The organism is Streptomyces sp. NPDC051452 (assembly GCF_044454765.1).
GTDB lineage: Bacteria > Actinomycetota > Actinomycetes > Streptomycetales > Streptomycetaceae > Streptomyces.
The window spans coordinates 302596-321444 of record NZ_JBITEB010000004.1; the positions used below are offsets into that span (position 1 = coordinate 302596).

General features: G+C 71.7%; 16 protein-coding genes. 8 read left to right on the forward strand and 8 right to left on the reverse strand.

Translation table 11 applies throughout. The annotated features are described in order from the left end of the window. Genes hisB through hisD form a run of 3 tightly spaced genes read right to left on the reverse strand, consistent with a single transcriptional unit; the run spans position 1 to position 3037 of the window. Positions 1–594, reverse strand: coding sequence for an imidazoleglycerol-phosphate dehydratase HisB (gene hisB, locus ACIBA9_RS13625; protein ID WP_362153859.1), 594 nt, complete (start codon positions 592–594; stop codon positions 1–3). Beyond that, positions 591–1715 carry a histidinol-phosphate transaminase gene (locus ACIBA9_RS13630; protein WP_399362578.1) on the reverse strand — a complete coding sequence of 375 codons (1125 nt, stop codon included), beginning with the start codon at positions 1713–1715 and terminating at the stop codon, positions 591–593. Before ACIBA9_RS13630 ends, hisB begins: the two co-directional genes overlap by 4 nt. Further along, positions 1712–3037, reverse strand: coding sequence for a histidinol dehydrogenase (gene hisD, locus ACIBA9_RS13635; protein ID WP_399362580.1), 1326 nt, complete (start codon positions 3035–3037; stop codon positions 1712–1714). The genes ACIBA9_RS13630 and hisD overlap by 4 nt, the downstream gene beginning before the upstream one ends. A 211-nt stretch (positions 3038–3248) precedes the next feature. Here hisD and ACIBA9_RS13640 point away from each other — a divergent pair, with 211 nt between their 5' ends. From ACIBA9_RS13640 to ybaK, 4 genes are all read left to right on the forward strand, one after another. Continuing rightward, the gene (locus ACIBA9_RS13640) at positions 3249–4826 is read left to right on the forward strand and encodes an oxidoreductase (RefSeq protein ID WP_399362582.1); all 1578 of its coding nucleotides are present in this window, start codon (positions 3249–3251) and stop codon (positions 4824–4826) included. Between the two features lie 138 nt (positions 4827–4964). Further along, positions 4965–6017 (forward strand): hypothetical protein, encoded by a 1053-nt coding sequence (locus ACIBA9_RS13645; RefSeq protein ID WP_399362584.1) that lies wholly within the window; start codon positions 4965–4967, stop codon positions 6015–6017. Between the two features lie 11 nt (positions 6018–6028). After that, the gene (locus ACIBA9_RS13650; RefSeq protein ID WP_399362586.1) at positions 6029–6766 is read left to right on the forward strand and encodes an LON peptidase substrate-binding domain-containing protein; all 738 of its coding nucleotides are present in this window, start codon (positions 6029–6031) and stop codon (positions 6764–6766) included. A gap of 51 nt (positions 6767–6817) precedes the next feature. Continuing rightward, positions 6818–7318, forward strand: a complete 501-nt coding sequence (ybaK, locus tag ACIBA9_RS13655; RefSeq protein WP_399362588.1) for a Cys-tRNA(Pro) deacylase — start codon at positions 6818–6820, stop codon at positions 7316–7318. A gap of 348 nt (positions 7319–7666) precedes the next feature. Here ybaK and ACIBA9_RS13660 read toward each other — a convergent pair whose 3' ends face one another. From ACIBA9_RS13660 to ACIBA9_RS13675, 4 genes are all read right to left on the reverse strand, one after another. Further along, positions 7667–8308 carry an AAA family ATPase gene (locus ACIBA9_RS13660; protein ID WP_399362590.1) on the reverse strand — a complete coding sequence of 214 codons (642 nt, stop codon included), beginning with the start codon at positions 8306–8308 and terminating at the stop codon, positions 7667–7669. 34 nt (positions 8309–8342) lie between these two features. After that, positions 8343–9164 carry an ABC transporter permease gene (locus ACIBA9_RS13665; RefSeq protein ID WP_399362592.1) on the reverse strand — a complete coding sequence of 274 codons (822 nt, stop codon included), beginning with the start codon at positions 9162–9164 and terminating at the stop codon, positions 8343–8345. 64 nt (positions 9165–9228) lie between these two features. Beyond that, positions 9229–10242 carry an ABC transporter ATP-binding protein gene (locus ACIBA9_RS13670; protein ID WP_399362594.1) on the reverse strand — a complete coding sequence of 338 codons (1014 nt, stop codon included), beginning with the start codon at positions 10240–10242 and terminating at the stop codon, positions 9229–9231. Between the two features lie 75 nt (positions 10243–10317). Next, positions 10318–11538, reverse strand: coding sequence for an NYN domain-containing protein (locus ACIBA9_RS13675; RefSeq protein WP_399362596.1), 1221 nt, complete (start codon positions 11536–11538; stop codon positions 10318–10320). A gap of 224 nt (positions 11539–11762) precedes the next feature. Here ACIBA9_RS13675 and ACIBA9_RS13680 point away from each other — a divergent pair, with 224 nt between their 5' ends. Next, the gene (locus tag ACIBA9_RS13680; protein WP_362153885.1) at positions 11763–11942 is read left to right on the forward strand and encodes a hypothetical protein; all 180 of its coding nucleotides are present in this window, start codon (positions 11763–11765) and stop codon (positions 11940–11942) included. Between the two features lie 94 nt (positions 11943–12036). Here ACIBA9_RS13680 and dnaE read toward each other — a convergent pair whose 3' ends face one another. Next, on the reverse strand, positions 12037–15576 hold the full coding sequence (dnaE, locus tag ACIBA9_RS13685; RefSeq protein ID WP_399362598.1) for a DNA polymerase III subunit alpha: 3540 nt from the start codon (positions 15574–15576) through the stop codon (positions 12037–12039). A gap of 204 nt (positions 15577–15780) precedes the next feature. Here dnaE and ACIBA9_RS13690 point away from each other — a divergent pair, with 204 nt between their 5' ends. The 3 genes from ACIBA9_RS13690 to ACIBA9_RS13700 all read left to right on the forward strand — a co-directional run bounded on the left by ACIBA9_RS13690 (position 15781) and on the right by ACIBA9_RS13700 (position 18767). Beyond that, a complete protein-coding gene (locus tag ACIBA9_RS13690) occupies positions 15781–17106 on the forward strand; it encodes a DUF2252 domain-containing protein (RefSeq protein ID WP_362153890.1) in 1326 nt (441 codons plus the stop codon). 67 nt (positions 17107–17173) lie between these two features. After that, entirely contained in the window at positions 17174–17860 is a 687-nt protein-coding gene (locus tag ACIBA9_RS13695) for a hypothetical protein (protein ID WP_399362600.1), read from the forward strand. An 88-nt stretch (positions 17861–17948) separates the two neighbouring features. After that, the gene (locus tag ACIBA9_RS13700; protein WP_399362602.1) at positions 17949–18767 is read left to right on the forward strand and encodes a thioredoxin domain-containing protein; all 819 of its coding nucleotides are present in this window, start codon (positions 17949–17951) and stop codon (positions 18765–18767) included. The last annotated feature ends 82 nt before the right edge of the window (positions 18768–18849 follow it).

The window sequence follows — 18849 nt, forward strand, 5'->3', positions numbered from 1 at the left end:
TTACAGCGCGCCCTTCGTCGACGGGAGGATGCCGGCCGCGCGCGGGTCGCGCTCGGAGGCGTAACGCAGCGCCCGGGCCAGCGCCTTGAACTGGCACTCCACGATGTGGTGCGCGTTGCGCCCGTACGGCACGTGCACGTGCAGCGCGATCTGTGCCTGCGCGACGAAGGACTCCAGGATGTGCCGGGTCATCGTCGTGTCGTACTCGCCGATCATCGGCGCCATCTTCTCGGGCTCGGTGTGCACGAGGTAGGGACGGCCGGAGAGGTCGACGGTGACCTGGGCGAGCGACTCGTCCAGCGGGACCGTGCAGTTGCCGAAGCGGTAGATGCCCACCTTGTCGCCGAGTGCCTGCTTGAAGGCGGCGCCGAGCGCGAGGGCGGTGTCCTCGATGGTGTGGTGGGTGTCGATGTGCAGGTCGCCGTCCGTCTTCACGGTGAGGTCGAACAGACCGTGCCGGCCGAGCTGGTCGAGCATGTGGTCGTAGAAGCCGACGCCGGTGGCGATGTCCGTCCTGCCGGTGCCGTCGAGGTCTATCTCGACGAGGACCGAGGTCTCCTTGGTGGTGCGCTCCACGCGTCCGGTGCGGCTCATGAACCTGTCTCCTTCTTCAACTCGCGGACGGCGTCCAGGAACGCGTCGTTCTCCTCGGGGGTTCCGGCGGACACCCGCAGCCACCCCGGTACGCCGTTGTCCCGGACCAGCACGCCCCGGTCGAGGATCTGGCGCCAGGTCTCGTGGGCGTTCTCGAACCGGCCGAACTGTACGAAGTTCGCGTCGGACTCGACGACGTCGTAGCCGGTGGCGCGCAGCTCGGCGACCAGCCGGTCCCGCTCCGCCTTCAGCTGCTCGACGTATCCCAGCAGCGTGTCGGTGTGCTCCAGTGCGGCCAGCGCGGTCGCCTGGGTGATCGCCGAGAGGTGGTAGGGCAGCCGGACCAGCTGGACGGCGTCCACCACCGCGGGGTGCGCGGCGAGGTAGCCGAGGCGCAGTCCCGCCGCGCCGAACGCCTTCGACATGGTGCGGGAGACGACCAGGTGGGGGCGGCCCGCCAGCAGCGGCAGCAGCGACGCGCCGTGGCTGAACTCGACGTAGGCCTCGTCCACGATGACCATCGACGGCTTGGCCGCCTGGGCCGCCTCGTACAGCGCGACGACCGTCTCCGCCGGGACCGTGTTGCCGGTGGGGTTGTTGGGGGTGGTGATGAAGACGACGTCCGGCTTGTGCTCGGCGACGGCCCGCTCGGCGGCGGCGAGGTCGATGGTGAAGTCCTCGTGGCGCGGCCCGGAGACCCAGGCCGTGCCCGTCCCGCGCGCGATGAGCGCGTGCATCGAGTACGACGGCTCGAAGCCGATCGCGGTGCGGCCCGGTCCGCCGAAGGTCTGCAGCAGTTGCTGGATGACCTCGTTGGAGCCGTTGGCGGCCCACACGTTCTCGGTGCCGACCCGGTACTTGCCGGTCTTCGTCAGATACGCGGCCAGCTCGGTGCGCAGCTCGACCGCGTCCCGGTCGGGGTAGCGGTTCAGGCCGCGGGCGGCCTCGCGCACCCGCTCCGCGATCCGCTCGACCAGCGGCTCGGGCAGCGGGTAGGGGTTCTCGTTGGTGTTCAGCCGTACCGGCACGTCCAACTGGGGCGCGCCGTAGGGGGACTTGCCGCGCAGTTCGTCGCGGATGGGGAGCCGGTCCCAGGGGGACTCGGAGGGGTTGCCGGTCACTTGCTCTCGGGTACCTTCCAGCCGAACCTCGCCTTGACCGCGGCGCCGTGCGCCGGCAGGTCCTCCGCCTCCGCCAGCGTGACCACGTGGTGCGCGACCTCGGCCAGCGCGTCCCTGGTGTAGTCGACGATGTGGATGCCGCGCAGGAAGGACTGCACGGACAGACCGGAGGAGTGGCAGGCGCAGCCACCGGTGGGCAGGACGTGGTTGGACCCGGCCGCGTAGTCGCCCAGCGAGACGGGGGCCCAGGGACCGATGAAGATCGCGCCGGCGTTCCTGACCCGGTCGGCGACCGCGGAGGCGTCGGCGGTCTGGATCTCCAGGTGCTCGGCGCCGTACGCGTCGACCACCCTGAGGCCCTCCTCGACGCCGTCGACCAGCACGATCGCCGACTGCTTGCCCGCGAGGGCGGGGCGGATGCGGTCCTCGACGTGCTTGGTCGCCGCGACCTGCGGTTCCAGCTCCTTCTCCACCGCGGTCGCGAGCTCCGGGGAGTCGGTGACGAGGACGGCGGCGGCCAGCGGGTCGTGCTCGGCCTGGCTGATCAGGTCCGAGGCGACGTGCACCGGGTCGGCGGTCTCGTCCGCGAGGATCGCGATCTCGGTCGGGCCGGCCTCGGCGTCGATGCCGATCTTGCCGGTGAAGTACCGCTTGGCGGCGGCGACCCAGATGTTTCCGGGGCCGGTGACCATGTTCACGGGCGGGCAGGACTCGGTGCCGTGCGCGAACATCGCGACGGCGGTGGCCCCGCCGGCCGCGTAGACCTCGTCGACGCCCAGCAGGGCGCAGGCGGCGAGGATCGTGGGGTGGGGCAGCCCGCCGAAGTCGGCCTGGGCCGGCGAGGCGAGCGCGATGGACTCGACGCCGGCCTCCTGCGCCGGGACGACGTTCATGATCACGGAGGAGGGGTAGACCGAGCGGCCGCCGGGCGCGTACAGCCCGACCCGCTCGACCGGCACCCACTTCTCGGTCACGGCGCCACCGGGCACCACCTGCGTGGTGTGCGTCGTACGGCGCTGCTCGCGGTGGACCAGGCGGGCGCGGCGGATGGATTCCTCCAGCGCGGCGCGCACGGCCGGGTCGAGCCCGGCGAGGGCGTCGGTGAGCGCCCGGGCGGGGACACGGACGGATTCCAGCCGTACTCCGTCGAACCTCTCGGCGAAGTCGATCAGCGCCGCGTCGCCACGATGATGCACGGCCTCGCAGATCGGGCGCACCTTCTCCAGGGCGGCCGATACGTCGAAGTCGGCTCGGGGCAGCAGGTCGCGCAGGGCGGGACCCTCGGGGAGGGCGTCGCCGCGCAGATCGATTCGGGAGATCACGGTTCCAATTCTCTCAGACCGGTGTAGGGAGTCGTCCGCGCGTATCAATGGCTGATACAGAGTGTGGGCCAATCGCCGGTACATAGGGTGGCCGGAACCCGGAAGATCGCCTTCACGTGCTGTGTTCGGCACGTCACGCACCGGGCATGAACGCCAGTACGACACAGGTGACTCACGAGTAGCCCGAACGGGCCAGGGAGAAGGAACAGCGGTGACCGAGGGGACCGGCCTGCGCGCCGGGGACCTGCCGGACGACCTGACCGCGGCCGAGGCGGGCATGTGGCAGGCCTTCCGCAACGGCAGCGTGTACGACCTGAGCAGCGGTGACACCGTGGTGGACGATCCGCACGGCGGCCACCCCTGGGGGCCCGAGCGGACCGTACGGGCGCGCATCGTGTGCTGGCTGCTGCTCGACGGGCCGCCCGCCCTCCCGGGCCGGGTGGCCGCGCTGAAACTGGTCGGCGTGCGGATCACCGACCCGCTGGATCTGTCGGGCGGCACGGTCACGCCCTACGTCGAGCTGCGCGGCTGCCGCTTCGACGAGGAGGTCCGGCTGCCGGAGGCCCGGTTCACGACCGTGCGCCTGGTGGACTGCTCGGTGCCGCGCCTGGAGGCGGCGCGCCTGCACACCGAGGGCGACCTGCATCTTCCCCGGTGCCGCTTCCAGAACGGGGTGCGGCTGACCGACGCGCACATCGGCACCGATCTGATGCTCAACCAGGCGATCGTGTACCGCGACCGCAGCGGGCGGTCGATCGCGGCGGACGGCATGAGTGTCGGCCAGGACCTGCAGGCGGAGCTGCTGGAGTCGCACGGCGAGCTGAGCCTGCGCGGCGCCAAGGTCGGCGTGTCGCTCAGCCTGCGCGGCGCGAGACTCCTCAACCCGTACTCCCGGCTCGCCCTGAACGCGCCCCAGCTGACGGTCGGGCGCACCCTGTACCTGACCCCGGCCGGGGTGGGCAGCCCGCTGCTGAGCGGCACGACACCCGCGCGCGGGACCCGGATCCAGCCGTTCGAGTGCCGGGGCGGGGTGCGCCTGGACGACGGGCGGTTCGGCGACGCCGTCGACCTGGAGCGGGCCCGGTTCACCCTCACCGAGGACCAGGAGCTGTCGCTGCGCCGGGTGCAGACGCCGGAGCTGCGCTTCCTCGGGGACAAGCCGCAGCGCGGCAAGGTGGCGCTGTCCGGGGCCCGGATCGTAACCCTGGTGGACCGTGCGGGCAGCTGGCCGGACGCCGGCAATCTGCACATGGCCGGGTTCGCCTACGAGAACCTGGTCCCGCAGGGCCCCTTCCCGCTGACCCGGCGCCTGGACTGGGTGGCGGCGGCCACCGCCGAGTACGCCCCGGAGCCGTACGAACGGCTGGCCTCGGTGCTGCGGGCGGCCGGGGAGGACGAGGACGCGCGCGAGGTGCTGCTCGCCAAGCAGCGCCGGCGCCGCGAGACGCTCCCGCTGGCCGGGATGTTCTGGGGCTACCTCCAGGACTGGACGGTCGCCTACGGCTACCGCCCCGGGCGGGCCGCGGTGTGGATGGCGGTGCTGTGGGCGGCGGGCACGCTCGCTTTCGCGCACGCCGACCATCCGCCGGTCAACCATGACGGCCATCCGTCGTGGAGTCCCGCCCTGTTCACCCTGGACCTGCTGCTGCCGGTGATCGACCTGGGCCAGGCCGGGCAGTGGCAGCTGCGCGGCGGCTGGCAGTGGCTGGCGGCCGCGCTGATCCTGCTCGGCTGGATCCTGGCCACGACGGTGGCGGCGGGGGCGACCCGACTGCTGCGGCGGAGCTGACCGGCACACCGCACACACCGGCCACACCGGTCCCTCACAAGTTGAACATTCACCCTTTACTGTTCCTTGACCGCTTACCGTACAACCTTACGTAACTTCCCCGGACCCTCTGGCGCGGGCTCGACCTGCGGACTTTCAATGGTCGACACCATGGCTCTGCTGCCCTCGTTCATCCGCCCCACCCGGATGACCAAACGCGCCGCGCGCCCGTCCGGCCGGCCACCGGCCGGCGACGAGGCCGTGCTCGACGCGCCCGACGACCGCCTCTCCCCCGCGCTGGTAGCGGCCAGCCGGGGCGAGTACGCCGCCGCCGCCGAACTGCTGGCCGCCACCCGCGCCGGCGCCGAGTGGGAGAACCGCGACCGGTACGTCGGCCGCCTCGCCGCCTTCGCCCGATCCCGCCCGGAGTGGTTCGAGGAGTGGCGGACGGCGGCCCCGCGCGACCCCGACGCGCTGGTCCTCGGCGCCCAGCTCGCCGTGGACCGCGTCTGGCCCTCCCCCGCCCGCGCCGAGCTGCTGCGCGAGGTGAGCCCGCTCATCACGGCCGCCGCCCGCGCCGACGACCGCGACCCGGTCCCCTGGCGGATCGCGCTCGACCACGCGCGCGGCTCGCGGGCCGGGCACAAGTACTTCGGGGAGCTGTGGGAGGCGGCCGTCCGGCGCGCCCCGCACCACTACGGCTGCCACGTCGCCGCCCTGCGCTATCTGGCCGCGCTCTGGCACGGCGCGCACCACGAGTGCTTCGACTTCGCCGACCGGGCCGCGCAGGACGCCCCGGCCGACTCCCTCGTACAGGCCCTGCCGGCCCGGGCCGCCTTCGGCTATCTGACCGACGGCTGCGGCCCCGAGGTGCCGCGCGGCCGGCTGGAGGCGGCGGCGGACCGGGCGGTGGCGTTCTCCGGCCGGTTCCCCGCGGCCGACCCGTGGCCCGCCGAGGTCCGCAACAAGCTGCTGTACGTCCTCATGCGGCTCGACCGCTGGGACGACGCGCGCGGCCAGCTCTCGCTGATCGGCCCGTACGCCACGTCCTTCCCGTGGGACCGGTTCTCGGACGACCCGCTCGGCCACTTCCTGCGGCTGCGCGAGCACCTCCTCGCGGACGGCTCCCGGACCGTCCCGGCCGGGCTGATGACGGTGCCTTCGGACCCCGGTGGCGAGCACCGCGGACACGTCCGCGCCGACGACCACTAGGCTGGGGCGCCGTGACCACCGCCCGTCTCCCGCTCTTTCCGCTGAACTCGGTGTTGTTCCCGGGGCTCGTGCTGCCGTTGAACGTCTTCGAGGAGCGTTATCGCGCCATGATGCGCGAGCTGCTCAAGACGCCCGAGGACGAATCGCGCCGATTCGCCGTCGTGGCGGTCCGCGACGGCCACGAGGTGGCGCCGAGCGCCCCGGGCATGCCGGATCCCATGGCACAGCCCGAGCGGGGCCCGGCCGCGGGCTTCGGCCCCGACCCCCTGAAGTCCTTCCACGGGGTGGGCTGTGTGGCGGACGCCGCGACCATCCGGGAACGGGCGGACGGCACGTTCGAGGTGCTGGCCACCGGCACGACCCGGGTGCGGCTGCTGTCCGTGGACGCGTCGGGGCCGTTCCTGACGGCGGAGCTGGAGGAGCTGGCCGAGGAGCCCGGTGACGAGGCCGGCACGCTGGCCGAGGGGGTCCTGCGGTCCTTCCGCCAGTACCAGAAGCGGCTGGCTGGCGCCCGCGAGCGGTCGCTGACCGGGGCCGAACTGCCGGACGACCCGAGCGTGGTGTCGTACCTGGTGGCCGCCGCGATGGTGCACGACACCCCCACCAAGCAGCGGCTCCTGCAGGCTCCGGACACCGCGTCCCGGCTGCGGGACGAGCTGCGGCTCCTCCGCGCCGAGACGGCCATCATCCGCAACCTGCCGTCGCTGCCCGCGTTCGAGCTGACCCGCGCGCCGACGAGCCTGAACTGACGAAGACCGCGAGAGCGGGAAGACCGGGAAGACCGAGGCCGAGAGACCCCGATGGCGAAGAAGCCGAGGAAACAGCAGTCCGGGGGCACCCCCGCGACGGTGGCGCTGACGACGGCGGGCGTGGACTTCACCGTCCACGCCTACGACCACGATCCCGCCCACCCGTCCTACGGCGAGGAGGCGGCGCAGGCGATGGGCGTCAGCCCCGAGCGCGTCTTCAAGACCCTCGTCGCCGACGTGGACGGCGCCCTGGTCGTCGGCGTGGTCCCGGTGGCCGGTTCCCTGGACCTGAAGGCCCTCGCGGCGGCGGTGGGCGGCAAGCGGGCCGCCATGGCCGACCCGGCGCTCGCCGAGCGCACCACGGGCTACGTCCGCGGCGGCATCTCCCCGCTCGGCCAGCGCAAGAAGCTGCCCACAGTCCTCGACGACTCGGCCACGGCCCACCCGACGATCTGCGTCTCGGCGGGCCGCCGGGGGCTGGAAGTCGAACTGGCCCCGGACGAACTGGCCCGTCTCACGGCGGCCGTACTGGCCCCGATCGGCCGAGCCTGACCCACCCCGCCAACACGCCCGCACCACGGCCCACCCGGCGATCCGCGTCTCGGCAGCCCGCCGGGGGCTGGAAGTCGAACCGGCCCCGTACGAGCCGACCCGTCTGACGGCGGCCGTACTGGCCCCGATCGGCCGAGCCTGACCCACCCCGAGCCGCTAAGCACGCCCGAGCCACGCCCCACCCGACGATCCGCGTCTCGGCGGGCCCCCGCGGGGCTGGAGGTCGAACCGGCCCCGGACGAACCGGCCCGTCTCACGGCGGCCGTACTGGCCCCGATCGGCCGAGCCTGACCCACCCCACCCCGAACCCGCGGAACATGGCTGCCGCGGGCTTTCGCGGTACGGCGGCTACGGCTGCTGCGGGTACGGCGGCTCGGGGTCGCGCGGGCCGAACAGTGCCGTGAGCCCGAGGTGCATCAGCAGCGCACCCAGCGGCCACGCCAGCAACGCCCCCTTCGTGCCCAGCTTCAGCGGCGCCGAGAACGTCACGCCCTTGCCCACGGCCTTCGCGTGCGCCAGCACGTCGGACTCGGGGCCCAGCCAGACCCCCAGCCGCCAGGCCAGCAGCGACCCGAGCAGCCCGCCGAGGCCCAGCGCCACGACGAGCGGCACGCCCCCGCGCCGCCGCAGCAGGAAGACGACGACCGCGCTGAGCAGTCCGAAGCCCAGGCCCAACAGGGTGAACGTGCCGTCCACGCCGACCGCCTGCTCGCCCTCGGAGTCCTTGAGGTAGACGACCCAGCTCCTGCCGACCTCGTCGCCGACCAGCGGCACGTGCGGCGCCAGCCACCACCACAGCAACCCCAGCAGCACCCCGCCGAGCGCCACCGCGACCGCGATCACCGCGGCCTCCCGCACTTCGGTCTTCATCCCGGGGCCGTCCTGTTCGTACGCGGCCACGCCGGGCACCCCGGGTTGCGGGGGCGCCTGCCGGACCTGGTGCGCGGAATGGTCGTGCGGCGGCGGAGGCGGAGTCAGCGGTGCGGTCACCCTGACATCGTGCCAGGTCGCGCTGTGCGCCGCGTCACCGGACGGCGGCCCGGCGGTACGCCCAGGCCGCCACGGCCAGCGAGAGCACGCCGACCCCCGCGCACACCCCCAGGTCAACGAGGACGACGGGCCAGTCCGGGTGCGCCCCGAACGTGCGGGCGTACGCCTCCACGCCATAGGTCGAGGGCAGCAGATCCCGCGCCAGCCGGACGACCTGCGGCATCCGGTCGGCCGGCAGCACCCCCAGCAGCAGCGCCGCGGACATGCCCAGCTGCCCGAGCAGCGTGGCCAGTTCCGGCCGGGGCGCGAGCAGCCCGCAGGCGGCGCCCAGACCGGCCAGCGCGGCCCCGGCGAGCGGGATCACGGCCAGCAGGATCCACAGATTGGCCAGCGGCAGCCCGAACAGCACACAGCCGAAGACCGCGGTCACCAAGGTGCCCGGCACGGTGAAGGAGGCGTACGCCGCCGCAGCGCCCAGCACCACCGCGGCCGGCGGCACCGGCAGGGTGGCGTAGTGGTCGAGACCGCCGCTGGCCCGCAGCTGCCCGAAGTACTGCGACAACAGGTTCAGGGCCACATAGGCGACGACCAGCACGGACGAACCGGCCACCACGGACTGGGCCTCACCGCCGCTGTCGACGACACCCCGCATCATCACGGTGATGCCGACCGACTGGAAGGTCGCCACGAACAGCAGCGGGATGCGGGCTACCCGGGCCCGCGACAGCTGTGCCCGGTAGACGGCCACCAGGGAAGGCCACAGCCGCGCGGGCGGGCCGAGTTCGGCGGGGCCCGGTGCCCTCTCGGACGCGGCCCGGGTGCCACCCGGCAGAACCTCCGCGGGTACGACACTCACCACGAACTGTTCCCCTTCGCTACGGCAGTCGCGCACATCCATACGCATTCCGCGGCCCGTGCGCTCATGCCCTCACCAGCCCCTGCCGGGCCGCGCCGCCCAGCTCCAGGTAGACGTCCTCCAGGCTGGGCGCGGCGAGCGTGAAGTCGTCCAGGGCGGCGAACGCGGTCCCGCCGGTCACGGTGGCGACGACGGCGCGGGCCTCCTCGGGCGCGAGCCGCAGCGTCCAGCGCCGGCCCGACTCCACGGCCCGCTCGCGCAGCACGGCGACCTCGGGCACCTCCAGCGGCGCCCGCTCCCGCCACACCAGCTCCACCCGAACCTCGTCGGCGACCCGTTCCTTGAGCCCCGCCGGGGTGTCGCAGGCGATGACCCGGCCCCGGTCCAGGACGGCGACCCGGTCGAGCACGGTCTCGGCCTCGATGACGTTGTGGGTGACCAGCAGCACGGTCGTACCGTGTTCGGCGCGCCGGCGGTCCACGGCCGCCCACACCGCGCGGCGGGCCACGGGGTCCATCCCGGTGGTCGGCTCGTCCAGCACGAGCAGCGGCCGGTGTCCGACGAGGGCGGCGGCGAAGCAGGCGAGCCGGCGCTGTCCGCCGGAGAGCTTCCGCAGCGCCCGTCCGGCGATCGGGGTGAGCCCCAGTTCCTCCAGGACCGCGTCCCGCTCGGCCCGCGCCCGGCGTACCTCAAGGCCGCGCAGGCGTCCGGTGGTCTCGGCGGCCAGGGAGACGGTCAGCTCGTCCAGAGCGGAGGACTCCTGGCCCAGGTAGGCGAGGATGCGGGCGGCCCGCTCCGGGTGCTTGACGATGTCGTGGCCGAGGATCTCGACGCGGCCGGCGTCCGGTCGCAGCAGCCCGGTCAGCTGCCGTACGAGGGTGGACTTGCCGGCGCCGTTCGGGCCGAGCAGCCCGAAGATCTCGCCGCGCCGCACGTCCAGCTCGACGTCGTCGGTGGCACGCACCTCGGGGGTGCCGGGCGATCCGCGGCGGCCCCGGACGGCCGGGTAGGTCTTGCTGAGCCCACGCACGCGTACGACCTCGTCATGCCAAGGTGCCTGTCCCGCGCGCGTACTCACAAGGGACGAGACTACGGGGTCGGGGGCCTTTACTCGCCCTTGGGGCCGCCAGGACGGCGGTGACCGGCGGCGCGCTCAGTCGCCGGCCCCGGCGGGTTCGGCGGCGGCCGGCACGTCGACCTCGCGCCAGAACCCCGCTCGAATGGCGTATCGGTCGTGCTCGTCGATCTGGTCGTCCTTGTGGGCCAGCAGCCCGAAGCGGGCCGCGTACCGCAGCAGCTCCCCGTCGATACGGTGCGGGATACGCGGATACATCTGCGACAGCCGCTGGAGATGGGTCTGGTCGCCGAGCCGGGACATCCAGCGGCGGGCGAACACCTGTCCCACCTCGTACGGGTCGCCGCCGACGGTGGTGATGTCCTCCTCGCGGTCGGCCCACCGCTGCTCGGCCGTGGTGAGCTGGGCCAGGGTCGGCATGGAGGCGACCTCGGGCGGTTCCGGGACCGCGCCCGGCCGTTCCACCCAGCCCTTGTCCGAGGACCAGCGCAGGGTCGCCGTGGTCGGGGGCTGCGCGACCTGGAGGCCCGGTGCGCGCAGGGCGGCGAGGTCCTTGGGGGTGGGGACGCCCTTGGGGCTGGGCAGCCGCTCCGGGGAGCCGTTCTCGGCCGCCCGGCCCGCCGGGGGGCGCGCGGCCGGTTCGGCGGCTTGCTCGGCCGTGCCGGTGAGCGCCGACTCGGGCAGCGGCGCCGAGAGGATGGCGGCGATCTCGGGCCGGGGCTCCGGCGGCTGCGCGCACACGCCGGTGAGTTCCTTGGCGCGGACGGCCTGGGTGATCCAGGCGCGGTCCAGCACCCGTCGCTCGTCCGCCTCGGCGACCAGGTCCTCGGACTGGTTGTAGTCGCCGTCGGCGGCCTGGACGGCCCACAGGTGGACGGCCACACCGTGCTCCTTGGCCGCCATCATGCCCGGCAGCAGATCGCCGTCGCCGGTGACGAGGACGACGTCGGAGCAGGCCCGGTTGCGGGCCAGCTCGGTCAGCTCGGCGTGCATGGCCGCGTCCACGCCCTTCTGCGCCCAGCGTCCGTCGCTGCGGGTGAGGGCGCCCAGCCGGACGGTGACTCGGGGCATCACACGCAGCCTGCGGTGCTCCGGCTGGGGGACGCGGTCGGGGGCGCCGTCGAACCAGTAGATGCGCAGCAGGGGCCGCTCGGTCTCCGCCTCCGCGCGATCGCGCAGGGCCTGGATCAGGGCGGGGTGATCGACGGTGATCCGGGACCGCGAGGGCTCGCCGGCGAGGAGGCTGGCGGCGGCGCCCAGCAGATACCCGGCGTCCACCAGGACGATGCAGCGGTCCACGCGACTCACCCTCTTCCCGGGAGGTTTTGCTCCGGACTTCCTTCGAGTCTGCCCGACCGCGCGGGCGTTAACGGCCCGAACTCGATCTTCGGCGTGGCGTTTGTGGTCCCCGCCGGCCCACCGCCCCTGTCACACACGGTAATTATCCGACATGCGCGTGTTGTCGGCATATGTGAATCTGGTCCCGGCCCTGGCCCCCAAACCCCCTTCAGGAGGCGATCACCATGGCCAAGAACAAGAACCGCAAGCAGGCCGGTCCGCAGAACCGTGCCTCGCAGGCCGAGCAGGCGCACGAGCACGCGCAGCGGACGTCGCCGGAGACCAACGAGTCCCCGGTGGCGCACATCCAGGGCAGTCCCGCGGATGCCGCCCGTAAGAAGCAGAAGAGCTTCGGCCACAACTAAAGGGCAGTTGACAGCCCGGGCATGACGAAGAGGCGCACCCGCCCCGGGTGCGCCCCTTCTTGTTCCCACCGCTCCGCGTCGGCCCGGGGTGCGGTCAGCCCGCCAGGCAGGACGGGCCGAGCAGCACCTTCAGGTCGCCGAAGAGGGCCGGGTCGGGCTTGACCCGGTGGCGGTCCAGGCGCAGCACGGTGGTCTTGCGCGGACCCTGGAGCTTGATCCGGACCTCGCTGTCGCCCTTGTGGTGGCTGAGGATCTCCCCGAGGCGGCTGACCATGGGCGGCGTGACCCTGGTGGCCGGGATGGTGAGGATCACCGGCGCGTTGGTGCCCGCGTTGGACAGGTCCGGGACCATCAGCTCCATGGCGACGAGCCGGGGCACGTCCTCGCGCTTGTCGAGCCGGCCCTTCACGAACACCACCGCGTCCTCGACGAGTTGGGTCGACACCAGCTGGTAGGTGGCCGGGAAGAACATGCACTCGATGGAGCCGGCGAGGTCCTCGACGGTGGCGATCGCCCAGGCGTTGCCCTGCTTGGTCATCTTGCGCTGGAGACCCGAGATGATGCCGCCGATGGTGACGACGGCACCGTCCGCGTGCTCGCCTCCGGTGAGCTGGGAGATGCCCGCGTCGGCCTTGTCGGACAGCACGTGCTCCAGGCCGAAGAGCGGGTGGTCGGAGACGTAGAGGCCGAGCATCTCGCGCTCCTGCGCGAGGAGGTAGGTCTTCTCCCACTCGTCGGTGGTGAACTCCACGTCCAGGCCGAAGCCGGGCTCGCTGCTGGTCTCCTCGCCCATGCCGCCGAAGAGGTCGAACTGGCCCTCGGCCTCCTTGCGCTTGACCGCGACCACGTTGTCGATCATCGGTTCGTACTGCGCGGTGAGGCCCTTGCGGGTGTGGCCCATCGAGTCGAAGGCGCCGGCCTTGATCAGGGACTCCGTGGTGCGCTTGTTGCAGACGACCGCGTCGACCTTGTCCAGGTAGTCGGGGAAGGAGCTGTACTTCCCCTTCGCCTTGCGGCACTTGATGATCGACTCGACCACGTTGGTGCCGACGTTGCGGACGGCGGAGAGGCCGAAGAGGATCACGTCGTCGCCCTGCGCGGCGAAGTTGGACTCCGACTCGTTGACGTTCGGCGGGAGCACCTTGATGCCCATGCGGCGGCACTCGTTGAGGTAGATCGCGGACTTGTCCTTGTCGTCCTTGACCGAGGTGAGCAGCGCCGCCATGTACTCGGCCGGGTAGTTCGCCTTCAGATAGGCGGTCCAGTAGGAGACCAGCCCGTACGCGGCCGAGTGGGCCTTGTTGAAGGCGTAGCCGGCGAAGGGGACCAGGACGTCCCACAGCGCCTGGATCGCCTCGTCGCTGTAGCCGTTCCTGCGGGCGCCGGCCTGGAAGATGGTGAAGTTCTTGGCCAGTTCCTCGGGCTTCTTCTTGCCCATCACGCGGCGGAGGATGTCGGCCTCGCCGAGCGAGTACCCGGCGATGATCTGGGCGGCCTTCTGCACCTGCTCCTGGTAGACGATCAGGCCGTAGGTGACGTCCAGGACCTCCCTGAGGGGCTCTTCGAGCTCCTTGTGGATGGGGGTGATCTCCTGGAGCTTGTTCTTGCGCAGCGCGTAGTTGGTGTGCGAGTCCATGCCCATCGGGCCCGGACGGTAGAGCGCCGACACGGCGGAGATGTCTTCGAAGTTGTCGGGCTTCATCAGGCGCAGCAGCGAGCGCATGGGGCCGCCGTCGAACTGGAAGACGCCGAGGGTGTCGCCGCGCTGGAGCAGTTCGAAGGTCGTCGGGTCGTCGAGCGGGAGGCTCAACAGGTCGATGTCGACGCCCTTGTTGGACTTCACCATCTTGACGGCGTCGTCCATGATCGTCAGGTTGCGCAGGCCGAGGAAGTCCATCTTCAGCAGGCCGAGCGACTCGCAGCTCGGGTAGTCCCACTGCGTGATGGTCACGCCGTCGGTGTGCCTCACCCACACCGGTACGTGCTCGGTGATGGTCTCGCTGGACATGATGACGCCGGCCGCGTGCACACCCATCTGCCGGACCAGGCCCTCGACGCCCTTGGCGGTGTCGATGACCTTCTTCACGTCCGGTTCGTTCTCGTACATCGAGCGGATCTCGCCCGCCTCGCTGTAGCGCGGGTGGGAGGGGTCGGTGATGCCGTTGAGGTCGATGCCCTTGCCGAGGACGTCGGCGGGCATGGCCTTGGTCAGGCGGTCGCCCATCGCGTACGGGTAGCCCAGCACGCGCGCGGAGTCCTTGATGGCGTTCTTCGCCTTGATCTTGCCGTAGGTCCCGATCATGGCGACCTTGTCGGCGCCGTACTTCTCGGTCACGTACCGGATCACCTCGACGCGCCGGCGCTCGTCGAAGTCGATGTCGACATCGGGCATGGAGACGCGCTCGGGGTTGAGGAACCGCTCGAAGATCAGGCCGTGCGGGATGGGGTCGAGGTCGGTGATGCCCATGGCGTACGCGACGATCGAACCGGCCGCCGAGCCACGGCCGGGGCCGACGGCGATGCCCTGCTTCTTGGCCCACATGATGAAGTCGGCGACGACGAGGAAGTACCCCGGGAACCCCATCTGGATGATGACGTCCATCTCGTACTCGGCCTGCTTCTGGCGGTCCTCGGGGATGCCGCCGGGGAAGCGGCGCTCCATGCCGCGGCGGACCTCCTCCTGGAACCAGGTGACCTCGGTGTAGCCGTCGGGGATGTCGAACTTCGGCATGAGGTTGCGGGACTCGAACATGCCGGTGGTGTCGACCTGCTCGGCGACCAGGAGGGTGTTGGCGCAGCCCTGCTGCCAGGCGTCCGAGGAGTCGATGGCGTACATCTCGTCCGTGGACTTCAGGTAGTAACCGGTGCCGTCGAAGCGGAAGCGGTCCGGGTCGGAGAGGTTCTTGCCGGTCTGGATGCACAGCAGCGCGTCGTGGGCGCCCGCCTCGTGCGCGTACGTGTAGTGGGAGTCGTTCGTGACCAGCGGGGGGATGCCGAGCTTCTTGCCGATGGCGAGCAGTCCGTCGCGGACCCGGTGCTCGATGTCGATGCCGTGGTCCATCAGCTCCAGGAAGTACCGGTCCTTGCCGAAGATGTCCTGGTAGTCGGCGGCCGCCTTCAGGGCCTCCTCCTCCTGGCCCAGCCGCAGCCGGGTCTGCACCTCGCCGGAGGGGCAGCCGGTGGAGGCGATGAGCCCCTCCGACCACTGGGAGATCGTCTCCTTGTCCATCCGGGGCCACTTCTGCAGCCAGCCCTCGGCGTACGCGTCCGAGGAGAGGCGGAAGAGGTTGTGCAGGCCCGTGGCGTTCGCCGCCCAGATCGTCTTGTGGGTGTAACCGCCCGAACCGGAGACGTCGTCCCGCTTCTGGTGCGGCTGGCCCCACTGGATCTTGCGCTTGTTGCGCCGGGACTCGGGGGCGACATACGCCTCGATCCCGATGATCGGGGTGACTCCGGCCTTCTTCGCACTGTGGAAGAAGTCGTACGCCCCGTGCAGGTTGCCGTGGTCGGACATGGCGATGTGCGTCATGCCCATCTCATTGCAGGCGTTGAACATGTCCTTGAGCCGCGCGGCACCGTCCAGCAGCGAGTACTGGGTGTGGACGTGCAGGTGCGTGAAGGGCGGCTTCGACACGGTTTCGGCCTCCAAGGCGGACGGGTCGGGGACAGCGTCGAAGTCTATGCCCCGCCACTGACACCCGCCGCTGTTCCCCGCGTACCTTCATGCGGGAACCGGGCACTCCCGCGTGGCGTCGCCCGTTGGAGACGGCGGAAGCGTCGTCGTACCCGTTCACGCACATCCCCGCACCACCAGTCCCGCACCAGGAGGCACCCCGCGATGTCGGTCCCCCAGCTCAGCGACGAGCAGCGCGGCGAGGAGATCCTCGCCGTCTTCGACACCGCCTTCGGCCGGCTCCTGGCCGCCGACCCGGCCGCGTTCCGGGTGAAGTTCCGCAAGATGGCGGCCTCGGCCTTCGCGTTCTACCGGGGCACGGCGTGCCTCTTCTACCACGACCTCGACGCGGAGAAGCGCGGCGGCCCCTACCTGGACGACCGCACCTCGCGGGTGTGGATCCACGGCGACCTGCACGCCGAGAACTTCGGCACCTACATGGACTCCAACGGCCGCCTGGTCTTCAACGTCAACGACTTCGACGAGGCCTACGTCGGCCCCTTCACCTGGGACCTCAAGCGCTTCTCGGCCTCCATCGCGCTCGTCGGGTACGCGAAGGCGCTCAGCGACGAGCAGATCACCGAGCTGGTGACGGTCTACGCGGCCGCCTACCGCGAGCGGGTCCACGCCCTGGCGACCGGCGCCAAGAGCGACGAGGTGCCGCCGTTCACGCTGGACACCGCGCAGGGTCCGCTGCTGGACGCGCTGCGTGACGCCCGCTCGCTGACCCGCTTCGAGCTGCTGGACTCGATGACGGAGATCCGCGACTTCGAGCGCCGGTTCGCGCCGGGCGGCGGTTCCATCGAGCTGGACGCGGCGACCCGCTACAAGGTGCTGGCGGCCTTCGACGGCTACCTGGAGACGCTGCCGGACTCCTCGCTGGCCCGCCCGGACTCCTACCGGGTGAAGGACGTCGTGGGCCGCCGGGGCATCGGCATCGGCTCCGCGGGGCTGCCGTCGTACAACATCCTGCTGGAGGGGCACAGCGACGCCCTGGAGAACGACGTCGTGATCTACATCAAGCAGGCCCAGACCCCGGCCGTCTCCCGGCACATCACGGACCCGGCGATCGCGGAGTACTTCCAGCACGAGGGGCACCGCACGGTGATCTCCCAGCGTGCCCTGCAGGCGCACGCCGACCCCTGGCTGGGCTGGACCGAGCTGGACGGAGCCGGCCAGCTGGTCGCCGAGATCTCGCCGTACGCGGTCGACCTGGACTGGGGCGACATCGACGACCCGGAGGAGATCGCGGCGGTCGTCGCCGACCTGGGCCGGGCCACCGCCACCATGCACGCGGCGGCGGACGACCAGTCCGGCGAGTCCCTGGTGCCGTTCTCCACCGAGCGGGCCATCGACGCGGCGCTCGCGGCCGACGAGGACGGCTTCGCCCCGCTCCTGGTCGACTTCGCGCACCGCTACGGCGCCCGCGCGCGGGCCGACCACCAGATCTTCCTCGACCTGTTCCGCAACGGCCGGATTCCAGGGCTGTGACGACCCGGCCTCACAGGCATCCTTTAGGGGTCCCTTACCGGCCGACGTGACAGACTCTCCTCTCGCTATGGACATATCCGGAACCCAGCTCAGAGCCGTGCGCGCGGCGCTGTTCACGGCCGTCGTCGTGACGCTCGGCACCGCGTCGCACGTGCTGCTGTCCCGGGCTCCGCTGCCGGCGGCGACCGTGGGCGCGGTCGCCGCCGCGGTGTTCGCCACCGCCTACGCGCTGGGGGGCCGCGAGCGCGGCTTCGGCCGGATCGCGGCCCTGCTGGTCCCGCTGGAGCTGGCCGCGGACACGGTGTTCACCACCGGCCAGCACGCCTGTTACGGCCGCGCGGGCGGCCCGATAGCGGGCCCGCTGCACGCGATCGGCCTGGACGTGCTGTGCGAGGGCCGGGTGGGCACCCCGCTGGCCCAGGTGACCGGCGGCCCGGACCGCGCGGCCACCCTGCTCGCCCACGCGAGTCCCGCCGCCGCCTGGCTGCTGCTCGCCGCGCACGTCGGCGTGGGGCTGCTGGCCGCCGCCTGGCTGCGCCGGGGCGAGCGGGCGCTGACTCAAGCGCTGCGCGCGGTGGCCGCCACGACGTTCCGGCCGCTGCTGCTCGCGGTGTCCGCGGTCGCGGTCCGGCCGGCCCCGCCGCGCGCGGCGCCCCGCCCGGCCCCGGACCGCACCGCCGTCCGCGACCTGCTGCTCGTGCACTCCCTGGGACGGCGTGGACCGCCGTGCTCGCCCGTCGCCGCCCTCGTCTGAGGCGCGGCGAGAGAACGGCTGAGCACGGCCGGTCCCCCACACGTATCCCGCGTACGACCTGTGCGCGTCCCACATGGAGATCACCCACATGAGCAAGCGGAACAGCCAGACGGCGAAGACGGCGGCCCGGGAGCGGCTGCGCCAGGAGCGCGAGCGGCAGGCCAAGCGCGACAAGGCCAGGCGGCAGGTCGTCGTGGCCGCCTCGGTCGTGGCCGTGCTGGCGGCGGCCGGCGGCATCGGTTACGCGGTCGTCCAGATGAACAAGCCCGGCTACTGGGAGGGCCTGAAGGACGCCAAGGTCACCGCCCCGGCCAACACGACGGGCGACAAGGGCACCACGGTCGTCATCGGCAAGGCCGGCGCGAAGAAGACCCTGAAGCTCTACGAGGACTCGCGCTGCCCGGTCTGCGCCCAGTTCGAGCAGACCGTCGGGGCGACCGTGAAGAAGGACGTCGACGACGGCAAGTTCAAGATCCAGTACATCGGTGCCACCTTCATCGACAACCACGACAACGGGGTGGGCTCCAAGAACGCCCTGAGCGCCCTGGGCGCCGCGCTCAACGTCGGCCCCGAGGCGTTCCTGGAGTACAAGTCCGCGCTGTACTCCGCGAAGTGGCACCCGGACGAGCAGACCGACAAGTTCAAGGACGACAGCTACCTCATCAAGGTCGCCGACACGGTGCCCGCGCTGAAGGGCAACTCCAAGTTCCAGAGCGCGGTCAGGAACGGCACCTACGACGCCTGGGCCATGGCCATGTCGAAGACCTTCGACGACAACAAGGACGGCGTCGCCGGCACGCCGAGCCTCGTCATGAACGGCAAGAAGCTCACCGCGGACGCCCAGGGCAACGCCCCCATGACGGTCGAGCAGTTCAACACGGTGGTGGGCGCGGCCCTCAAGGGCTGACACAGCGTCGGAGTGGATAGATCCGTGAAGAGCGGGCGAACTTTCGGAGTTCGCCCGCTCTGGCGCATACCGATCAGTAACC